This is a genomic window from Microbulbifer aestuariivivens, from assembly GCF_039545115.1.
In the GTDB taxonomy this organism is placed as follows: domain Bacteria; phylum Pseudomonadota; class Gammaproteobacteria; order Pseudomonadales; family Cellvibrionaceae; genus Microbulbifer; species Microbulbifer aestuariivivens.
In genome coordinates this window covers 36,108-54,550 of the sequence record NZ_BAABRT010000005.1, presented here as the reverse complement: position 1 = coordinate 54,550, position 18,443 = coordinate 36,108, and the positions used below count along the sequence as shown (strand labels likewise).

The following is an 18,443-nucleotide window of genomic DNA, read 5'->3' as shown; positions in this document are numbered from 1 at the left end:
ACACTAAACTGAGCTTATGCACAGACAAAACATCGACAGCGACCTCACCCACAACAGCCTGCGCGGTCAGTTCCTGCTGGCCATGCCCGGCATGGAGGATCCCCGCTTCCAGCACGCCATCGCCTTTGTCTGCGAGCACAGTCCCGAGGGCGCCATGGCCATCGTGCTTAACGTGCCCAGCAAGGTGCAATGGCACGATGTATTTCGCCAGCTGTCCCTGGCCGACCGCAGCCTGCGCGGAAGCGAGCTGGTGCTGCTGGGTGGCCCACTGGCCCCGGAGCAGGGCTTTGTACTGCACGGTACCGGCATGCAGTTTGACTCCACAGTGCCGGTCAGCGACGACATCAGCCTGACCGCCTCCAAGGATATTCTGGAGTCACTGGCGGCCGGCCGCGGCCCGGATGATGTATTGGTGGCGCTGGGCTATTCAGGCTGGGAAGGCGGCCAGCTGGAGCAGGAGCTGCTGGAGAATGCCTGGCTGACCCTGCCGGCTGAACCGGAGATCCTGTTTGCCACCCCTTCGGAGAAGCGCTGGTATACCGCCGCCGCGCGCCACGGCATCGATCTGAGCGGTATTGGCTCTCAGGCCGGGCATGCCTGAAGCCGTTGCCATAACGCCCTACGCCCCGCCGACAGAGACGCAACGCCCAACAGGCCCCTATCCCCAGCCACCCCTCACCAACCCGTCATGAAGCGCCTATGAAACCCCTAACCGCCCTCGCCTTTGACTTCGGCACGCGCTCCATTGGCACCGCCTATGGGCAGAGCGTCACCGACAGCGCCCGCGAACTTAAGCCCCTGCCCGCCAGGGACGGGCAGCCGGACTGGACCCTGCTGCAGCGCCTGATTGATGAATGGCAGCCCGCCCTGCTGCTGGTGGGCCTGCCTCTCAACATGGACGGCAGCGAGAGCGAGCTGAGCCAGCGGGCGCGCAAATTCGGCAATCGGCTGCACGGGCGCACCGGGCTTCCGGTGGAGTTTATCGACGAACGGCTCAGCACCCGCGCCGCCAAGGAAGAGGCCTACGAACGCGGTCATCGCGGCAACTTCGCCGAGGACCCCGTCGATTCCATCGCCGCACGCATCATTCTCGAGGACTGGCTGCGCGCCCGCGCCTCCTGAAAGCACGCCTTCGCATCTGCCCCGCTACAGCCGGGGAGTCTCTCTGCTAGAATTGCCGCCCATTTCCCAAGCGACCGATATTCCAGCATGTCCATTTCCCGAATCCGCATCGCCACCCGTGAGAGCGCCCTGGCACTCTGGCAGGCCGAATTTGTCCGCGCTGAACTCGAGAAGCACCACCCCCAGCTAAAGGTCGAGCTGCTGCCCCTGACCAGCCGCGGCGACCAGCTGCTGGATATACCGCTGGCCAAGGTGGGCGGCAAGGGGCTGTTTGTGAAAGAGCTGGAAAAGGCCATGCTGGAAGGCCGCGCCGATATTGCCGTGCACTCCATGAAGGACGTACCGATGGAGTTCCCCGAGGGGCTGCACCTGCCGGTGATCTGCGAGCGGGAAGACCCGCGCGACGCCTTTGTGAGCAATCACTTCGCCGATATCGACGCACTGCCACAGGGTGCCGTGGTCGGCACCTCCAGCCTGCGCCGCCAGTGCCAGCTGCTGGCGCGACGGCCGGACCTGCAAGTCAAATTCCTCCGCGGCAATGTCAACACACGCCTCGCCAAACTGGACGCCGGTGAATACGACGCGATTATTCTGGCCACCGCCGGCCTGCTGCGACTGGAAATGCGCGAGCGTATCCGCGACTTCCTGGCGCCGGAAATTCTGCTTCCCGCCGGCGGCCAGGGCGCTGTCGGTATCGAGTGCCGCCGCGACCCCGAGCTGGAAGCCCTGCTGCGCCCCCTGCACCACGAACACACCAGCGCACGCCTTGTGGCAGAACGCGCCCTGGTGCGCCGCCTGAACGGCAGCTGCCAGGTGCCCATCGGCGGCTACGCCGTGCTGGAGGGCGATCAACTCTGGCTGCGCGGACTGGTCGGCAGCCCGGACGGCACCCGGATGATTCGCGCCGAGCGGCGCGGCCCCGCCAGCGAAGGCGAGGCAATGGGCATTGCCCTGGCCGAGGAACTGCTGGCCAATGGTGCCGACCGGATCCTGGCGGCTGTCTGAGCGCCGTGGACAGGCCTCACACAAACAGACCGCGAACAGACCGGTCGCCCGCTGACGGGGCGCTCGCCCAGCGGCGTATTCTCGTCACCCGCCCCAGAGCCCAGGCGGCAGAATGGTGCCGGCTATTACAGGAAGCCGGCGCCATCGCCGACTGTATTCCGATGCTGGCCATCGAGCCCGTGACGGACGAGAGCGGCTGCCAGGCAATCAAACAGCGTATTCTCGATTTCGATCAGGTGGATCACGCCATCTTCGTGTCCGGCAACGCGGTGCGCTTCGGCCTTGAGTGGCTCGACAGCTACTGGCCGCAGCTGCCCATTGGGCCACGCTTTTACGCCATCGGCAGCGCCACCGCGCGCGCGCTTATTACGGCCGGTATTCCATGCCATAGCGGCGGTGACACCATGGACTCGGAAGCGCTGCTGGCGCTCCCCGCCCTGCAGCGCCCCGGGAACGACAAAGTCCTGATATTCCGCGGTCGCGGCGGCCGCCCGCTGATCGGTGAAACCCTGCGCCAGCGCGGCGCCGATGTGCGCTACTGCGAGCTGTATCATCGGGCCCTGCCGGAAAACGCCGCCGCCCAACTGGGCGCTTACCTACACAAGCCAGACGCCATCACCGTGCACAGCGGAGAGACACTGCACAACCTGGCCCGCTGTGTGGACGCCGCTGAGAAGCACAGCCTGCGCGAAACTCCGCTGATCTGCCCCAGTGCCCGGGTCGCGGCCTTAGCCGGTGACCTCGGCTTCACCCGCCCAGCCGCCGCGACCAATGCCGGCGATCAGGCCATGCTCAAAGCCCTGGAAGACACCCTCAGCGGACCATAAGCCGTTTACGCCGCCCTATTTCAGTAAATTTTTTTAATTGCACGCCACCCTTTGACTATCGTGTGTCTCCACTCGCTATAATTTGACGACATTTTCCACCTTTCTCGGCCACCATGACTGATAAAAAACCCGCCAAGACCCCATCGAGCGAATCGTCCAGCAGCGACTTGCCAGCAGCCAAGAAAACAGTCACCGAACAAAACGAGCCGAAAAGCAATTTTGCCAAGGCTGAAAAAGCGCGTGGAAGCAAGGCGTCCGCCGACAAGGCCGGCCAGTTGAGCCAGACAAAGAGCGGCAGGCACTGGCTGTGGCTACTGGCCACCATAGGAATTCTTGCCGGCGCCGGCGTTTTGGCCTGGTTTACGGTGCCGCAGGTTCAGCAGGGGTTTGCCGAACTGCGCGCCAAGCTGCCCGGCAACCACAAGACCGAAAACGGCGCCCGCGATTTAACCCAGACTACCGATGTGCCGGCGGCTGGCTCCCCGGCCACGCCCCCAAGCCCCCCTTCCCCAACCTCCAACGCCTCAAGCCAACCCCCACTGGCCCAACCGGCGAACTCCGCTGCACCCACCCAGCAACAGGCCCTCGCACAGGCCGCCGCCGCTCTGGCGGAAGAAGTCGAGCGCCAGGATCTTGTTATCGCCCAGTTACAGCAGCAGATGGCCCGCATGCAGCGGGCGCTGAACGCCCAGGCGAGCCGCCTGGGTGAGCTTGGCAATGTCAGCCGCAAGGACTGGCAGCTGGCGGAGGCGGACTACCTACTGCGGCTCGCCAACCAGCGCCTCCTGCTGGAGCGGGACACGCGCGCCACGCTGGGCCTGCTGGAGGAAGTGGACAGCATCCTGCGCCGCATAGACCTTCCGGACCTCTTCGCTGTGCGCCAGCAACTGGCCGAGGAAATCACCGCGCTCAAACTGGTGGACAACATCGACCGCGAGGGCATCTTCCTGCGCCTGCGCGCTCTGGAAGAGCAGCTGCTGCGCACCAACATCCAGCCAGAGTTCGACCTGGCCACCCCCGACACCATAGTGATCGCGGAAGATGGCAGCAGTGAGCAGAACCAGAGCCCCCTCTCCCGCAGCTGGAACCACTTCCTGCAATTCATGCAGGACTCGGTGCGTATCCGCGATGGCGATATCGATCCGGTGCTCCTCTCCCCCCAAAGCGAGGCGCGCTTCCGCCAGAGCCTGCGCCTCAACATGGAACAGGCCGAGCTGGCATTACTGCGCGAGAATGACACCGTATTCCGCGACTCGCTGCTGCGTGCGCGACAGCTGCTGCTGGATTACGGCATCCCCAGCCACCAGCGAGAGGTACTGGCAGAGCAGCTCAAGGAGCTGTCAGAGCTGAATATCGAAGTGGAACTGCCCAGCCTCGGCGCCTCCCAGAGCGCACTGCAAAATTATATCGAACGTCTGCACAAGACCCAGGGCGTAGAGCCGACTGAACGCGGAGGTGACACGCCGTGAAGCGTTTTCTCTTCTCCGCCCTCGCCTTCCTGCTGTTCGGCGCCTTCCTCGCCGAGATGATCCGCAGCTACCCGGGATATCTGCTGCTGGCCGTGGGCGGCAAGCGCATCGAGATGAACCTGTGGGTCGCCATCGGTGCACTCGCCCTGGGGCTGCTGCTGGCTTTTCTGGCCATCTGGTTACTGCGCAGCCTTTACCGCGGTATCGCGGGCGCTATCAGCCGCATCCGCTATGGCCGCAACCGGGTCGCCCGGCGCCGACTTACCAGCGGCCTGGTTGAGTTTATGGAGGGCAACTGGGCTCGCGCCCGTCGCCAGCTCCTCAAAAGCGCACCGCGATCGGATGCCCCACTGATCAACTATCTCGCCGCCGCCCGCAGCGCCTACGAGCTCGGCTACCGGGATGAAGCCAATGAACTGCTGGCCAAGGCCGAAAGCAGCGGCGAGGACACCCGCCTGGCAGTGGCCCTCAGCCAGGCCCGCATGCAACTCCTCGACAAGCACTACGAACAGTGCATCGCCTCCCTGGAGCGAGCCAAACAGGTGGAACCCAAACACCCCGCCGTATTGCAGCTCCTCAAAGAAGCCTACTATCGGCTCGGCGACTGGAACCGCCTGCGCGCGCTGCTTCCCGAGCTCGAGAAGCACGCCAACATGCCCGACGAGCAGATGGAGCAGCTGGAACTCGAAGTCTATCAACAGCAGCTGCGTGAAGCCGTCAGCCGCCACGCGCCGGAAAAGCTCGGCGAAACCTGGCAGGGTTTAAGCGGCCGCTGGCAGCGCAATATGAACCTGCGCAGCCTCTACGCCGAACTGCTACACGATATCGGCGACGACCTGGAAGCGGAAAAACATCTGCGCTGGCTACTCAACCGCGAGTGGCGCCCGGAGCTGGCCCGACTCTATGGTTGCCTCACCGGAGCCGACGCCAGCGAGCAACTGACCGTCGCCGAAGGCTGGGTGAAGGAATATGGCGAGAGCGGCGATCTACTCACCTGCATCGGCCGCCTGTATCTGCGTAACGAGCTCTGGGGCAAGGCGCGACAGACCTTTGAGAAAAGCCTGCAACTGCGCTCCGATCCCGCCACTTCAGCGGAACTTGCGCGACTGTTATATGCACTGGGGGAAAAAGATCGGGCCGCGGAGCTCTACAAGGAAGGACTGATGCAAGCCATCTCCGACCTCCCGCAACTGCCACTGCCCGGGGAAGGCACACCGGCACTGCAAGCCCACGGCTGAAACCAAACAGCAAAATATATCAGCCCGGAGTGAAAGCTCACCAAGCACTCCGGGTTGAACACCAATTTACCCCATCAGCCGCCAGCCGACACACCAACCCGACTTAACTGCCATTCACTGCAAAAATTTATCCATCTTCGCTTAGCAACCGGCAAACAGACTTTAACCCGTTGCACAACGCTGAAGATTAAAGTAAAACCTTAAATCGTACTTAATTGCAGAATATCCGCATGTATCTAACCACTATCGTTCCGGGCGACCTCCTCTGTCAGCGCTCAAGCGACTACCACCTCAGCGAATGGTTTAATAATTAAGTCTCCGCTACCGAGTTTGAAGCTGGCTGAGAATTATCCTTTCAAGTAACTCATTGAGCGTTACTTTTTAAGAGCCCGCTTTAAAGAGCTCTTTGCCCCTACGCCAGCCTCCTCACTAACAACCTGGGCTTTTCGTTCCCGAAGTAGGTTTCCGTGTTGAAATTCTATTTTCCTCAGAACTGTAACTGTTTAATGATGCCACTGCTTTACTCTGCGGACAGCGCCCTTTTATTTAAAGCGAATATTTTCGCACCGCTTTTGTGCGCATATTCCCGAGCCACGTCAAAGTAGTGCATTCCTTAACGAATAAAAACACACAAATAAAAACAACAACTCACACAACAACAACTAAGCAACGACACATCAAGGGTACCCTTATGATCAGATACAACAAGAAACTCATTGCCCTGGCCATCGCCGCCAGCCATGCAGTACCTCTGGCCGTCCAGGCACAGGACAATGACCAGCAGCAGTCTCAAGCTCTGGAAGAAGTGATGGTTACGGCCAGCCGCCGTGCCGAGTCCATTCAGGAAATCCCTTACAACATCACCGCGGTAACCGGTGAAGATCTCGCGGCTGCAGGCGTTGACGACCTAACCAAGATGGTTCAGTTCATCCCCGGTATGCAAATGATCGATGCCGGCCCCCGCAGCAATGGCCTGGTAACCCTGCGCGGTATGAACGTGGGTGGCTTGGAGGCATCCGAAAACCAGGGTGGCAAGGACATCATCTCCCGTTACATTAACGACACACCACTGCTGATCGACTTCAAACTGGTGGATATCGAGCGTGTCGAAGTACTGCGCGGCCCCCAGGGCACCCTGTACGGTCGCGGCGCTATGGCAGGCACCCTGCGCTATATTCTGAACAAACCCTCTACCGAAGGCACCGAGGGCTCCGTCAGCACCGAGCTCTATCAAAACAGCGAGAGCGATGGCATCTCCAACCAAGTGAGCGGCGTCTTCAACCTGCCCCTGTCCGATACGTTGGCACTGCGGTTTTCCGGCACCCGGGTCGATGATGCTGGTTTCGTGGATTACAAGAATGTATTGGTCGAGCCGGGTATCAGTAACGCCGAGCGCAGCGTCGACGATGCCAATACCGAAGAAACCAATTCCGCACGGGTTTCCCTGCGCTGGGAGCCCAGTGATGAAGTCTTCGTACAAGCCAACTACTTCGTGCAGGACTCGAAGGCTGGCGGTCGCCAGGCCGTAAACCCCGAGTTTACCGGTGATGATTTCGCCTCCGCCCTGCGTTACGAGGAAGTCCGCGAAAACAAGGACACTCTTTACAACCTGGAGGTTGGCCTCAACACCGACGCCATCGAGGTCTTCTCCACCACCTCGCTGGCCAAATATACGGGCACTGGCAACCGCGACCAGACCGATCTGCTGTGCGTTGATATCTGGCCAGACTACTGCGACTTCCCGGAATTTTCGAGTTTCACCGTCGAGAATGACGAGTCCAAATCCCTTGTTCATGAAACCCGCGTTCTATCCACAGACGACAACTCCCCCGAGTGGCTGGACTGGATTGCCGGGGTTTACTATGAAAAATCCGAGGGGCAAGGGGACTCCCGTGAATTCACACCGGGTTACCAGGACTGGGCCGGTGTCGATACCGGCTATGGAGAGCTGGAATATTGGGCCTTTTCCGATGGCACTTTCACTGAGCACGCGGTCTTTGGCGAGACCACCTTCCACGCCAACGACCAGCTGCAGGTCACTGTGGGCGCCCGCTATTTCACACAAAAAGAGTCGTTTGCGTATGACTGCACCTTCCTTCCCCTCCTCAAGAGCGAGCCGGACTGCGTGGGTGGTTCTGGTAAGATCGATGATACCGTCTTCAAGCTGAATGCCGCCTACGACTTCAACGATGATGTCATGTTTTATGCCACTATCGCCGAAGGCTTCCGCAGCGGCGGTACCAATGCCGGACCCCAGTTGCTTGACAGCGAGAGGACCTTTACCTCCGATTCCGCCGTCAATTACGAGCTCGGCTGGCACTCCACCCTGGCGCAGGGTGCGGTGATCTTTAACGGCGCCGTGTTCGTCATCGACTGGAGCGACCTGCAGGTGCCCACCAAGTCCCAGGAAGCGGCCATCAATATCACCAAGAATGCCAGCCGGGGCGAGATCAGAGGCGTAGAGCTCTCCACCCAGGCAGCGGTGACCGATAACCTGACACTGAGCGGTTGGATTACCTACTACGACCACGCCCTGAAAGGGGACGCAGCGGAAATTGGGGGCATCGACGGCAACCGCTTCCCCGGCGTCCCCCTCCTGCAGGCCAATATCGGCTTTGACTACGCAATTGAAGTACCCACTGGCGAATTGACACTGCGCGGTAACGCCTACTACAAGGATGATATTCAAACGCGTCTCAACAGTTTCGGCGACAACTTCGACAACGAAACGCTTGACGACTATGTAATAGCCAACCTGTCCGCCGACTACCGCCTGGACCAGTGGCGCGCATCCCTGTTCGCCGATAATGTCACCAATGAGTACTACTTTTCCGGCGTGCGCAGTGAAAAGCGCTATGGTGAACGAGGCCAGTTCTACTATGTGGGCCAGCCTCGCACACTCGGCCTGAGTGTTGCTTACGAGTTCTAATCCAACTCTCTAGACTCTTTTAACCGGTCGTGAGGCGGGGCTATGCCCCGCCTTTTTATTCCAGACTTATAATGCCTTTCCTCCACATCCCCAAAAATACCCAAAAATCCCCAACTCTCCCCCCTTGCCGAGGTAACCATGGCCCAGCCAGACATCCAAGCAAAGCTGAATCTGGTACATGACGCGTTAGCGCGCAAGGATTGGCGTACTGCAACCGCACTCTGTATCGAGATTCTCAAACACGCACCCCGTCAGGCGGATGCGCATCTCGTTCTGGGACTCGCCTCAGCAGAAGCGGGCAAGATCGACATGGCACTGCGCGCCTTTGACACAGTACTTAAGATTGACCCTAAGCGCTTCGATGCTCGCATCCAGAAAGCCCGCTGCCTTGTTCAGGCCGGACATCATGCAGCAGCGGAAGCTGAGGCGGAACAGTGTATTGAGTCCGCACAGCTGAACTCCAAACAGCTGGATCTCCTCGCCACGATTTACAGCCATATCGGCAAGCAGGAAACTGCGGAGCCGCTGATTCATCACGCTGCTAAACTGGCCCCTAACGATGCCGCCATCCTCTCGAATGCCGCTGCCATTCAGTTGTTTGTCGGCCAAAAGCAGCGGGCAGTAGCTAATCTTGAAAGGATTCTGGAGCGCTATCCCGACCACTGTCGCAGCCACTGGCAGCTTGCTAAAGCCCGCAGCGCCGAAGATATTCAACACTGTCTGGCCATGGAGTCGCTGCTGACTAACTCCGACCTCTCCCCGCAAAGCAGGGTTTATCTCCATTATGCTTTGGGGAAAGAGTACGAGGACCTGCAGCACTGGCCGCAAGCTTGGGAGCACTATGCTCAGGGCGCAGCCCTACAGCGACAACATACCCACTATCAAGGCCGAGACGACCAGGCTCTGTTTAACACCCTGGCACAACACTTCGATCTGCACTGGTTTGATTCAACCGCAGAGAGTTCACGCTCGGACAACGCCGCGCCGGTCTTTATCTTCGGACTGCCCCGCTCTGGCAGCACGCTGGTGGACCGGATCCTATCCAGCCACAGCCAGGTCCAGTCGCTGGGGGAGCTGGCGCAATGGCCTCTCACGGTTAAGCGCCTAGCTGAAATACGAGAACCCGGCCTCTTTCGCGTGGATATCGCTACGCGCGCTTCCAAACTGGATTTACGTTCCGCCGCGGAAAATTACCTTCGGGATATCGTCTTCCTTAGGGGGCACAGCGCGATGTTCACTGATAAGCTTCCCGCAAATTTTCTCTACGCGCCCCTTTTGGCCAAGGCCTTCCCGAACGCCAAACTGGTGCATGTCCGTCGCAATCCCATGGACAGCTGCTTCGCCATGTACAAACAGCTGTTCGCAGATGCCTACCCTTTCAGCTACACGCTGGAAGAGCTTGCAGACTATTACATTGGCTATCACCGCCTGATGGCTCACTGGCGCAACCTGCTTGGAGATCGGTTGATTGAAGTCGACTACGACACCCTGGTTCAGGCGCAGGAAACCCAGACCCGCACACTGATCGACAGGCTTGGGCTGCCCTTCGAGCCTAGCTGTCTGGAGTTTCACCACACCCCCGGTGCATCCGCGACCGCCAGTGCGGCGCAGGTCCGACAGCCGATGCACCGTCAATCCCTCGGTCGATGGCGTCAATTTTCGGAGCAGCTGGAACCATTGCGGGAACGGCTTCAGCTTGCAGGAATTCCTTTAGACGATTAAATCAGCAGCCGATTTGCAGGCTCAATACCCCCATCGCCTTGTGACAATGAGTGGGGTAGGCTTGGTGCTTCTGTCGGCCCGCCTCATCCATACCGGGTTCGCAATCGTATGGAAAACAAACGCAAATCAAGGAAGTTGAATCATGCCCCCCCTTAGCCGAATACTGCCCAAGCGCCTGAGATTAGCACTCCTCGCCGCCCCCCTCTCGATACTGCTTGCAGCCTGTGGCTCCGCCGGTATCGAGCAGTACCGTGACGCCAAGCCCGCCATGGTTCCCGAGGAGTTTTTCAACGGCCCTCTGACCGCCCACGGTATCCTCAAGGATCGCAGTGGCACTGTCATCCGTCGCTTTAATGCGGAGCTCAATGGCAGCTGGAACGATGGATCCGGCCTGCTGGCGGAGCGATTCGTCTTCGATGACGGGGAAATTCAATTCCGCGACTGGCAGCTGATTCCCGTCGGCAGCGATGCGTCCGGTGTCCGTAATTACATCGGCCGCGCCGGCGATGTTGTGGGGGATGCGAAGGTACAGGTGAGCGGCAATGCCATGTTTATCCGCTATGTGCTCGAAGTGCCCTATAACGGCGATACCATCGAGGTGGAAGTCGATGACCGCATGTATCTGGTTTCTGACCGGGTATTGATTAACGAATCCAAATTGAAGAAATTTGGTATCTCGGTTGGCGAGATAGTCCTGACCATCATCCGGGAGTGAGTAAACCGGGCACCGATGGGTATTGTTCAGTGCTGGCCCGTGCAACTATATGCCGCGGGATCAGCCAGGCATTCCGTTATGCGCCTGTAGGCCTATGGGTTTATGGGCCTGTGGCGCTGGTATCCGAGTACTTCGTGGTGATCGCTTCTCGAAGCCACACTCACCCTCACACTCACCCTCACCCTCACCCTCACTCTCTCAGGTCGCATGTGCCAACTCGCGGCCTAAATGTTTAGCTAAAACTTATTGCAGCGATATGGCACTTTCTTTTTCCACTCCCAGTGCATACCCAACGAAGCATGCACGGTAGGTCAAAATGACCGGGCACCGGTTTATAACGCTCATCATGGTCATGGTCATGGTGCCAAGCGCCGCTCACCACACCGGACTTTGTAGTAAAAGGCCGGAAAAACTGTTTGTGAAACCGAGAGCCATAGTTAGAGCCAGATCCTGACCGCGAGCAGGTTTTTTAGTCCGTCAATGCGCCGGTCAAGTTCAGCCAGCGCATTGCTTTATTCTGCCGCAGAGTGCACTCCACGGCTCACCAGCCACGTTCCCAAATCCTCAGCGCTTCAAATTCCCAGCTGATCCCATATCTCGTCGATTTTCTTCACGATTGCCGGGTCCCGCTCGATCGGTTGACCCCACTCCCGGTCTGTTTCCCCGGGCCACTTGTTGGTGGCATCGAAGCCGATCTTTGAACCCAGCCCCGAAACGGGGGAGGCGAAGTCCAGGTAATCGATGGGCGTGTTTTCCACCATCACCGTGTCCCGGGCCGGGTCCATACGGGTGGTCATGGCCCAGATCACGTCTTTCCAATCGCGGGTATTCACGTCGTCATCGGTAACAATCACGAACTTGGTATACATAAACTGACGCAGGAAAGACCAGACTCCCATCATTACCCGCTTGGCATGCCCGGGGTACTGCTTTTTCATACTAACCACCGCAAGCCGGTACGAACAGCCTTCCGGTGGCAAATAAAAATCCTCGATTTCCGGAAACTGTTTTTTCAAAATCGGCACAAAGACCTCATTCAGGGCCTCGCCCAACACGGCGGGTTCATCCGGTGGCCGGCCGGTGTAGGTACTGTGGTAGATGGGGTCTTTGCGGTGGGTGATCCTCTCGACGGTAAACACCGGGAAACGATCCACTTCGTTGTAATAACCGGTGTGATCTCCGTATGGCCCCTCGTCGGCCATGTCATCCGGATAGAGGTGGCCCTCGAGAATGTATTCCGCGCTGGCGGGGACCTGCAGGTCGCTCAGGGCGGCTTCGGCCACTTCGGTCTTGTCTCCGCGCAGCAGGCCAGCAAAGGCGTACTCGGAAAGGGTATCGGGTACAGGGGTCACCGCGCCGAGAATGGTGGCGGGGTCGGCACCCAGCGCCACCGCCACCGGATAGGGCTTGCCGGGGTTACGCTGGCACCAGTCGCGATAATCCAGTGCGCCGCCGCGATGGGAAAGCCAGCGCATGATCAGGCGGTTCCTGCCGATCAGCTGCATGCGATAAATGCCCAGGTTCTGGCGTTTTTTCTCGGGGCCTCGGGTAATCACCAACGGCCAGGTCACCAGTGGCGCGGCATCCCCCGGCCAGCAGGTCTGAATCGGCAGCTTGTAGAGGTCCACCTCTTCGCCACTGAGTTCAATTTCCTGGCACGGAGCTTTCTTCACCACTTTGGGGCCCATATTCAGCACCTGCTTGAACACCGGCAGTTTTTCCCAGGCATCGCGCAGGCCTTCCGGTGGCTGCGGCTCCTTGAGAAACGCCAGCAGCTCCCCCACTTCGCGCAGTTCACGCACTGACTCGCGGCCCATGCCCAGCGCCACCCGCTCGGAGGTTCCGAACAGGTTAGCGAGCACCGGCGTATCAAAGCCGATAGGGTTTTCGAACAGCAGTGCCGGGCCACCGGCGCGCAGAACACGGTCGGCGATTTCTGTCATTTCCAGATTGGGGTCGACGGGGTGCTGGATGCGTTTCAGCAGGCCGCGCTTTTCCAGCAGCCTGATAAAGTCGCGCAGGTCTTTGTATTTCATGGTGCTCCGGTGCGCAGAAAAGCGTAACGCGCAGTGTAAAGGAGTCGGATCAAAATAGGGAATTTAGAGCGGCTAGGAGCGTGAGTGTGGGCAGGCAGGGGGGGGAGGTTTTGAGGGACCCGCAGCGGATGCTACGGGCCACCGAACGCTTAAGCTGGAATCAGCTTAGAAGCGGGGACGACGCGGACGATCTTCGCGCGGCTTGGCTTCGTTAACACGAATGTTACGGCCAGACAGCGGCTGATCATTCATTTCTTCGATCGCCTTGCGAGCTTCATCATCGTTCGGCATTTCAACGAAACCGAAACCTTTAGAGCGGCCAGTCTCCCGGTCGGTGATAACAGTCGCGCGAGAGATTTCTCCGAAGGCACCAAATGCTTCCTGCAGGTCGTCAGAGGTTACCGCGTAGGCCAGATTTCCAATATAGATATTCACAAAAAGTTCTCACTAGATATGTGGGCTGTCGTGCAGTCACAAATGGATAACCAGCTCCACCAGATCATCCATCTGAGATTGGCCTGAATTGTGCCAGTCGGTTTGCTGACTGGCACTGGCCAATTCGGTCGGGCGTTGTTCGCAAAATTCACAGGCAGCGCCACAATGTGGGACTTTATATGCCTATCGGCCCGCCTTTTCAATCAGTTTCTGCGCAAATAATCGCCGCTTTCTTCGCTTTGCAAAAACAAGGCGCCGGAAACGGCTCCTTATTTCGATTCGAAATTACTTACGCTTCATAGACAGGAAAAATTCATCATTGGTCTTGAAGTCTTTCAGGCGGTCAATCAGGAATTCCGTGGCCGCAAGGTCATCCATATCGTGGAGCAGCTTGCGCAGAATCCATACCCGCTGCAGTTCGCCTTCCGGCATCAGCAGCTCCTCGCGACGGGTGCCGGAACGGCGTACATTTATGGCCGGGTAGACGCGCTTCTCGGCAATCTTGCGGTCCAGTTGCAGCTCCATATTGCCGGTGCCCTTGAACTCCTCGAAGATCACTTCGTCCATCTTGGAGCCGGTATCCACCAGGGCCGTGGCGATAATGGAGAGGCTGCCACCTTCTTCGATATTTCGCGCGGCGCCGAAGAAACGCTTCGGACGCTCCAGCGCGTGCGCATCGACACCACCGGTCAGCACCTTGCCGGAAGAAGGCACAGTGGTGTTGTAGGCGCGGGCCAGACGGGTAATGGAGTCAAGCAGGATCACCACATCTTTTTTGTGTTCCACCAGGCGCTTGGCCTTCTCGATCACCATCTCGGCCACCTGCACGTGACGCGCCGGCGGCTCGTCGAACGTGGATGCAACTACTTCGCCGCGCACGGAGCGCTGCATCTCGGTGACCTCTTCCGGGCGTTCATCAATCAGCAGAACGATCAGGTGGCACTCGGGATTATTGCGGGTAATGGCCTGGGCCATGTTCTGCAGCATGATGGTCTTGCCGGCTTTCGGCGGTGCGACGATCAGGCCCCGCTGCCCTTTGCCAATCGGTGCAACCAGGTCGATGATGCGGCCGATCAGGTCCTCGGAGGAACCATTGCCACATTCGAGCGTCAGTCGATTGTTGGGGAAAAGCGGGGTAAGGTTTTCAAACAGAATCTTGTTGCGGGCGTTTTCCGGCTTGTCGAAGTTGATCTCGCTGACTTTCAGCAGCGCGAAGTAGCGCTCGCCTTCCTTCGGTGGGCGGATTTTTCCGGAAATGGAATCGCCCGTGCGCAGGTTGAAGCGGCGAATCTGGCTCGGGGAAACATAAATATCATCCGGGCCCGCCAGGTATGAGGAATCGGCGGAGCGCAAAAAACCAAAGCCGTCCTGCAAAATCTCCAGCACACCCTCGCCGTAAATATCCTCACCGCTTTTCGCATGGCGCTTGAGGATATTGAAGATGATGTCCTGCTTGCGCGAGCGGGCCAGATTCTCGAGGCCCATGCCCTTGGCGATTTCAATCAGTTCTTCGATCGGTTTGGTTTTTAATTCGGAGAGGTTCATACCAATTGCTTTATTAAGGTTTCTGTTTGTATTTGGCGCGGACGCACCGGAATTGTTCGGGGAGGGATTTGCAGTTTGAAATTGCTCAGTCTTGCCCATGCACAGAGCGCCCTTTCATGCTGATCATGCTGGTCCGGAATCGCGATAGCTCAGGGGGAACTCATAAAACTGCCTCAACTGGCCGGTCGGCCGCGCAGTTTGGCTCTGGATAAGTTCAACTCGAGGAGTTAACGCGCCGGGGGTGGTCTACGACCGTGCGGAGGGGCGACTTCGTTCAGCTCGGCCAGGAATCGTTTTCGACTCGTCTGAATGATTTCAGATTACCAGCCAGTATAACGGTAGTTCGCCATCCTGCAAGGGAAATTGTCCCGCAGGATGGCGAGGCACTTACAGCTGGCTATCGATGAATTCGGTCAGCTGGGCGCGGGACAGGGCGCCGACTTTGGTGCCCTCCACATTGCCGCCCTTGAACAGCAGCAGGGTGGGTATTCCGCGCACATTGTACTTGGCCGGGGATTCCTTGTTGGCATCCACATCGACCTTGACGATCTTCAGCTTTTCACCGTAATGACCAGCCAGGTCTTCCAGTACCGGAGCGATCATCTTGCAGGGGCCGCACCACTGCGCCCAGAAATCTACCAGTACCGGGCCCTCGGCCTTGAGTACTTCGGCCTCAAACTCGGCGTCAGTCACGTTGACGATTGCGTGGTCGCTCATATTGCTTTCCTGTTGTCTAGGTTACTCGGTACGGTCAGCCCCGCGGGCAGGGTGCCACATGATAAGTATTGCCCCCCGCCTCTCGCAAGGCGCCATTTGGCCTGTTAATGGGGGCGCCAGTGGGGACTTCAAGGTCGAGAGCTGTTCGGCCTCTTCTGCGGCTGCTCCAAGAAACGCTGCAGTATCTCGTCTATGTAGTCAAAGCCGAAAACCGATGCGGCGACTCGCGAGTCCAGTGGCTCCACCAGCTCCATTTGCTCAAGGGCAGGCCAAACAGCTGCCAGTGCCGACAACGGCAGGCCGGTATAACGCTTGAATACGTCAACGGGAACGCCTCGGACCAGCCGCAATGCGTTCATCAGAAACTCCAGCGGCAACTCTTCCTTAGCCACGGCCTCGCCCTGCGGGGCCGGCAACAGCCCATCTCGCCCGCCAGCGAGAGCAAGATAGTGTCGCGGGGCGCGGGTACGACGGGTGCGCACTACCCGCCCCTCGCCGGGTAGAGTCAGCTTGCCGTGAGCCCCTGCGCCAATGCCCAGGTAGTCACCAAAACCCCAGTAATTGAGATTGTGGCGCGCCTCCCGCCCTTCGCGGGCATAAGCGGAAACTTCGTAACGGTGATAACCGTTGCGGGCCAGCAAGTCGCGCCCGGCCCCCTGCATGGAGACGATATGGGCAGGCCCGGGCACCAGCGGCGGAGCACTGTAGAAGGCGGTATTCGGCTCGATAGTGAGCTGGTACCAGGAAATATGCTCCGGGGCGAGATCCACCGCCCGCTCCAGATCCGCCAGCGCCTCGGCTTCGGTCTGCTGTGGCAGGCCATGCATCAGGTCCAGATTGATATTGTCAAAGCCGGCGCGCCGCGCCATCGCCAGTGCGCCGGCGGCCTCCGCCCCCGAGTGGATGCGGCCCAAATTGTCCAGTTGCTGCGCATCAAAGCTCTGCACACCGATGGACAGCCGATTGACCCCCGCGTCGCGGTAGCCGGCAAATTTCTGCTGCTCGAATGTACCGGGATTCGCCTCCAGGGTGATTTCGATATCCCGCGTAAAACCTATCAGCTCCTCCGCGGCGCCGAGGATGTCGGCAATGGCAGCGGCGGAAAACAGGCTCGGCGTACCGCCGCCAAAGAAGATTGAGGACAGCCTGCGCCCCTGCACCCAGGGCAGCTGACTGTGTAGATCGCGCCGCAACTGCTGCACATAATCCGCCTCCGGCAGGGTTTCACCAGCAGCGTGGGAATTAAAGTCGCAGTAGGGGCATTTGCGCACACACCAGGGAATGTGCACATACAGGCTCAGCGGCGGCAGGCTCAGCTGCGCGGCGCCGGGTTCAGGCCCGGGGTCGGACTCGGGCTTAGACAAGTGCGGCCTCGCTGCCCATGGCTTCCTGCCAGAGAGCCCGAAAACTTTCCACCGCCTGGCCGCGGTGGCTGATGCGGTTTTTGACTTCCCGCGCAAGCTGGGCCGAGGCAACTCCCTCGGACTCAACGTAGAACAGCGGGTCGTAGCCAAAGCCGCCCTCACCCACGGCTTCGCGCAGGATGCGTCCACGCCATTGGGCAGTGACCACTAAGGGCACCGGATCGTCGTGACGGCGTACAAACGCCAGCGCGCAATGGAAGCTGGCGCCGCGGCTTGCGTCGGGGGTATCGGCGAGTTCCGCCAGCAGCTTGCGGTTGTTATCACCGTCGGTGGCGTGGCTACCCGCATAGCGCGCCGAATAGATCCCAGGGGCACCCTGCAGGGCATCCACCGCCAGGCCGGAGTCATCCGCCAGTGCCGGCAGGCCGCTCAGGCGGCTGGCGTGGCGCGCCTTGATCAACGCATTCTCGATAAAACTGAGGCCGGTTTCCTCGGCGTCCGCTATCGCGAACTGCGACTGCGGGATCACGTCGATCTGCCAGCTGGAAAAAAGCTGGGAAAATTCCTGCAGCTTGCCGGCGTTGCCACTGGCGAGCACGATCTTGTTCAAGTCTGCCTCCCGGGCAAATCCCCTCGATGGGTGCACCGATGTCAATGTGAAATCCAAAATAAAAAGTGAAACAAGAAATAAAACGAAAAAACGAGCGCGGGGCGCTCGCTTTTGCTCTCTAAACCGCGGTATCGACGTTACATCTTATCGAGCTGGCGACGGAAGGTCAGCTGCTCGCTGCGGCCATTGGGCAGCTTTAAGTCGATTTTGAAAGTCAGCACTTCTTCGTCTTCAAAACGCAGTGGGGCCAGGTAGTAAACGGCTTCGCCGTCACGGATCTCGCGGAAGTCCAGTGGGCGCGACTGCTGGATCAGGTTGGTGGCCGTGCCACTTATCTCACTGGCGAGCCCGAGTTTGCCGGCCCCCTTCTCCACCACCGATATGTTGACATAGGCGCGATCATCGGCGCGCACCAACTGATATTGCTGTGCGATTTCAGGCTTGAGAAAGCTGCTGTTAAAGACTGTATAGATTACCCGGTAATCACCAAAGTCTTGATGACTCTTGATGATCTTGGCTCCCTGGGCGGCGGCGCTGGCCGCCCAGAGCAGCACTGCAGCCGCCGCCATCAAGGACAAAATTCGTTTCATAGCCTCACCTCCAACTGTTGTGAGAATCGCTGCCACCGCCTTCGAGCACCGGGGATATTCAAGGCCATCTGCACTCTTTGCACCAGAAGCCAGAAGCTAAGGCATGGCGGATCAAGCCG

At 59.2% G+C, this 18,443-nt stretch carries 16 protein-coding genes; 9 read left to right on the top strand and 7 right to left on the bottom strand.

All coding sequences use genetic code 11. From position 1 onward, the window contains the following. The first annotated feature begins 16 nt into the window (after window positions 1-16). The 9 genes from ABEA58_RS04310 (at window position 17) to ABEA58_RS04270 (ending at window position 11,027) form a co-directional block, all read left to right on the top strand. Window positions 17-601, top strand: a complete 585-nt coding sequence (locus tag ABEA58_RS04310) for a YqgE/AlgH family protein (protein ID WP_345549189.1) — start codon at window positions 17-19, stop codon at window positions 599-601. A gap of 98 nt (window positions 602-699) precedes the next feature. Beyond that, window positions 700-1,122, top strand: a complete 423-nt coding sequence (gene ruvX / locus ABEA58_RS04305) for a Holliday junction resolvase RuvX (protein ID WP_345549188.1) — start codon at window positions 700-702, stop codon at window positions 1,120-1,122. A gap of 87 nt (window positions 1,123-1,209) precedes the next feature. Beyond that, window positions 1,210-2,127, top strand: coding sequence for a hydroxymethylbilane synthase (gene hemC / locus ABEA58_RS04300; RefSeq protein ID WP_345549187.1), 918 nt, complete (start codon window positions 1,210-1,212; stop codon window positions 2,125-2,127). A 5-nt stretch (window positions 2,128-2,132) separates the two neighbouring features. Then, complete coding sequence (locus tag ABEA58_RS04295; protein WP_345549185.1) at window positions 2,133-2,954, top strand: uroporphyrinogen-III synthase; 822 nt, start codon at window positions 2,133-2,135, stop codon at window positions 2,952-2,954. Between the two features lie 113 nt (window positions 2,955-3,067). Then, window positions 3,068-4,423 (top strand): uroporphyrinogen-III C-methyltransferase, encoded by a 1,356-nt coding sequence (locus ABEA58_RS04290; RefSeq protein WP_345549184.1) that lies wholly within the window; start codon window positions 3,068-3,070, stop codon window positions 4,421-4,423. Continuing rightward, window positions 4,420-5,661: a heme biosynthesis HemY N-terminal domain-containing protein gene (locus tag ABEA58_RS04285; RefSeq protein WP_345549183.1), complete on the top strand. Its 1,242-nt coding sequence runs from the start codon at window positions 4,420-4,422 to the stop codon at window positions 5,659-5,661. The genes ABEA58_RS04290 and ABEA58_RS04285 overlap by 4 nt, the downstream gene beginning before the upstream one ends. Window positions 5,662-6,352: 691 nt before the next feature. Further along, window positions 6,353-8,590, top strand: coding sequence for a TonB-dependent receptor (locus tag ABEA58_RS04280; protein ID WP_345549181.1), 2,238 nt, complete (start codon window positions 6,353-6,355; stop codon window positions 8,588-8,590). Between the two features lie 138 nt (window positions 8,591-8,728). Then, entirely contained in the window at window positions 8,729-10,312 is a 1,584-nt protein-coding gene (locus ABEA58_RS04275; RefSeq protein WP_345549179.1) for a tetratricopeptide repeat-containing sulfotransferase family protein, read from the top strand. 142 nt (window positions 10,313-10,454) lie between these two features. Continuing rightward, window positions 10,455-11,027, top strand: coding sequence for a DUF3833 domain-containing protein (locus ABEA58_RS04270; protein ID WP_345549177.1), 573 nt, complete (start codon window positions 10,455-10,457; stop codon window positions 11,025-11,027). A 572-nt stretch (window positions 11,028-11,599) separates the two neighbouring features. Here the strand turns inward: ABEA58_RS04270 and ubiD are convergent. The 7 genes from ubiD to ABEA58_RS04235 all read right to left on the bottom strand — a co-directional run bounded on the left by ubiD (window position 11,600) and on the right by ABEA58_RS04235 (window position 18,324). Next, a complete protein-coding gene (gene ubiD / locus ABEA58_RS04265) occupies window positions 11,600-13,063 on the bottom strand; it encodes a 4-hydroxy-3-polyprenylbenzoate decarboxylase (RefSeq protein ID WP_345549176.1) in 1,464 nt (487 codons plus the stop codon). A 165-nt stretch (window positions 13,064-13,228) separates the two neighbouring features. Next, the gene (locus tag ABEA58_RS04260) at window positions 13,229-13,498 is read right to left on the bottom strand and encodes an RNA-binding regulator (RefSeq protein ID WP_091516460.1); all 270 of its coding nucleotides are present in this window, start codon (window positions 13,496-13,498) and stop codon (window positions 13,229-13,231) included. A 285-nt stretch (window positions 13,499-13,783) separates the two neighbouring features. Beyond that, window positions 13,784-15,043, bottom strand: coding sequence for a transcription termination factor Rho (gene rho, locus ABEA58_RS04255; protein ID WP_345549172.1), 1,260 nt, complete (start codon window positions 15,041-15,043; stop codon window positions 13,784-13,786). 387 nt (window positions 15,044-15,430) lie between these two features. Continuing rightward, window positions 15,431-15,760 carry a thioredoxin TrxA gene (gene trxA, locus ABEA58_RS04250; protein ID WP_345549171.1) on the bottom strand — a complete coding sequence of 110 codons (330 nt, stop codon included), beginning with the start codon at window positions 15,758-15,760 and terminating at the stop codon, window positions 15,431-15,433. 128 nt (window positions 15,761-15,888) lie between these two features. Next, a complete protein-coding gene (gene hemW / locus ABEA58_RS04245) occupies window positions 15,889-17,124 on the bottom strand; it encodes a radical SAM family heme chaperone HemW (protein ID WP_345549169.1) in 1,236 nt (411 codons plus the stop codon). Next, window positions 17,117-17,734: an RdgB/HAM1 family non-canonical purine NTP pyrophosphatase gene (gene rdgB, locus ABEA58_RS04240; protein WP_345549167.1), complete on the bottom strand. Its 618-nt coding sequence runs from the start codon at window positions 17,732-17,734 to the stop codon at window positions 17,117-17,119. The genes hemW and rdgB overlap by 8 nt, the downstream gene beginning before the upstream one ends. 137 nt (window positions 17,735-17,871) lie before the next feature. Continuing rightward, window positions 17,872-18,324, bottom strand: coding sequence for a DUF4426 domain-containing protein (locus ABEA58_RS04235; protein WP_345549165.1), 453 nt, complete (start codon window positions 18,322-18,324; stop codon window positions 17,872-17,874). Window positions 18,325-18,443: the final 119 nt, after the last annotated feature.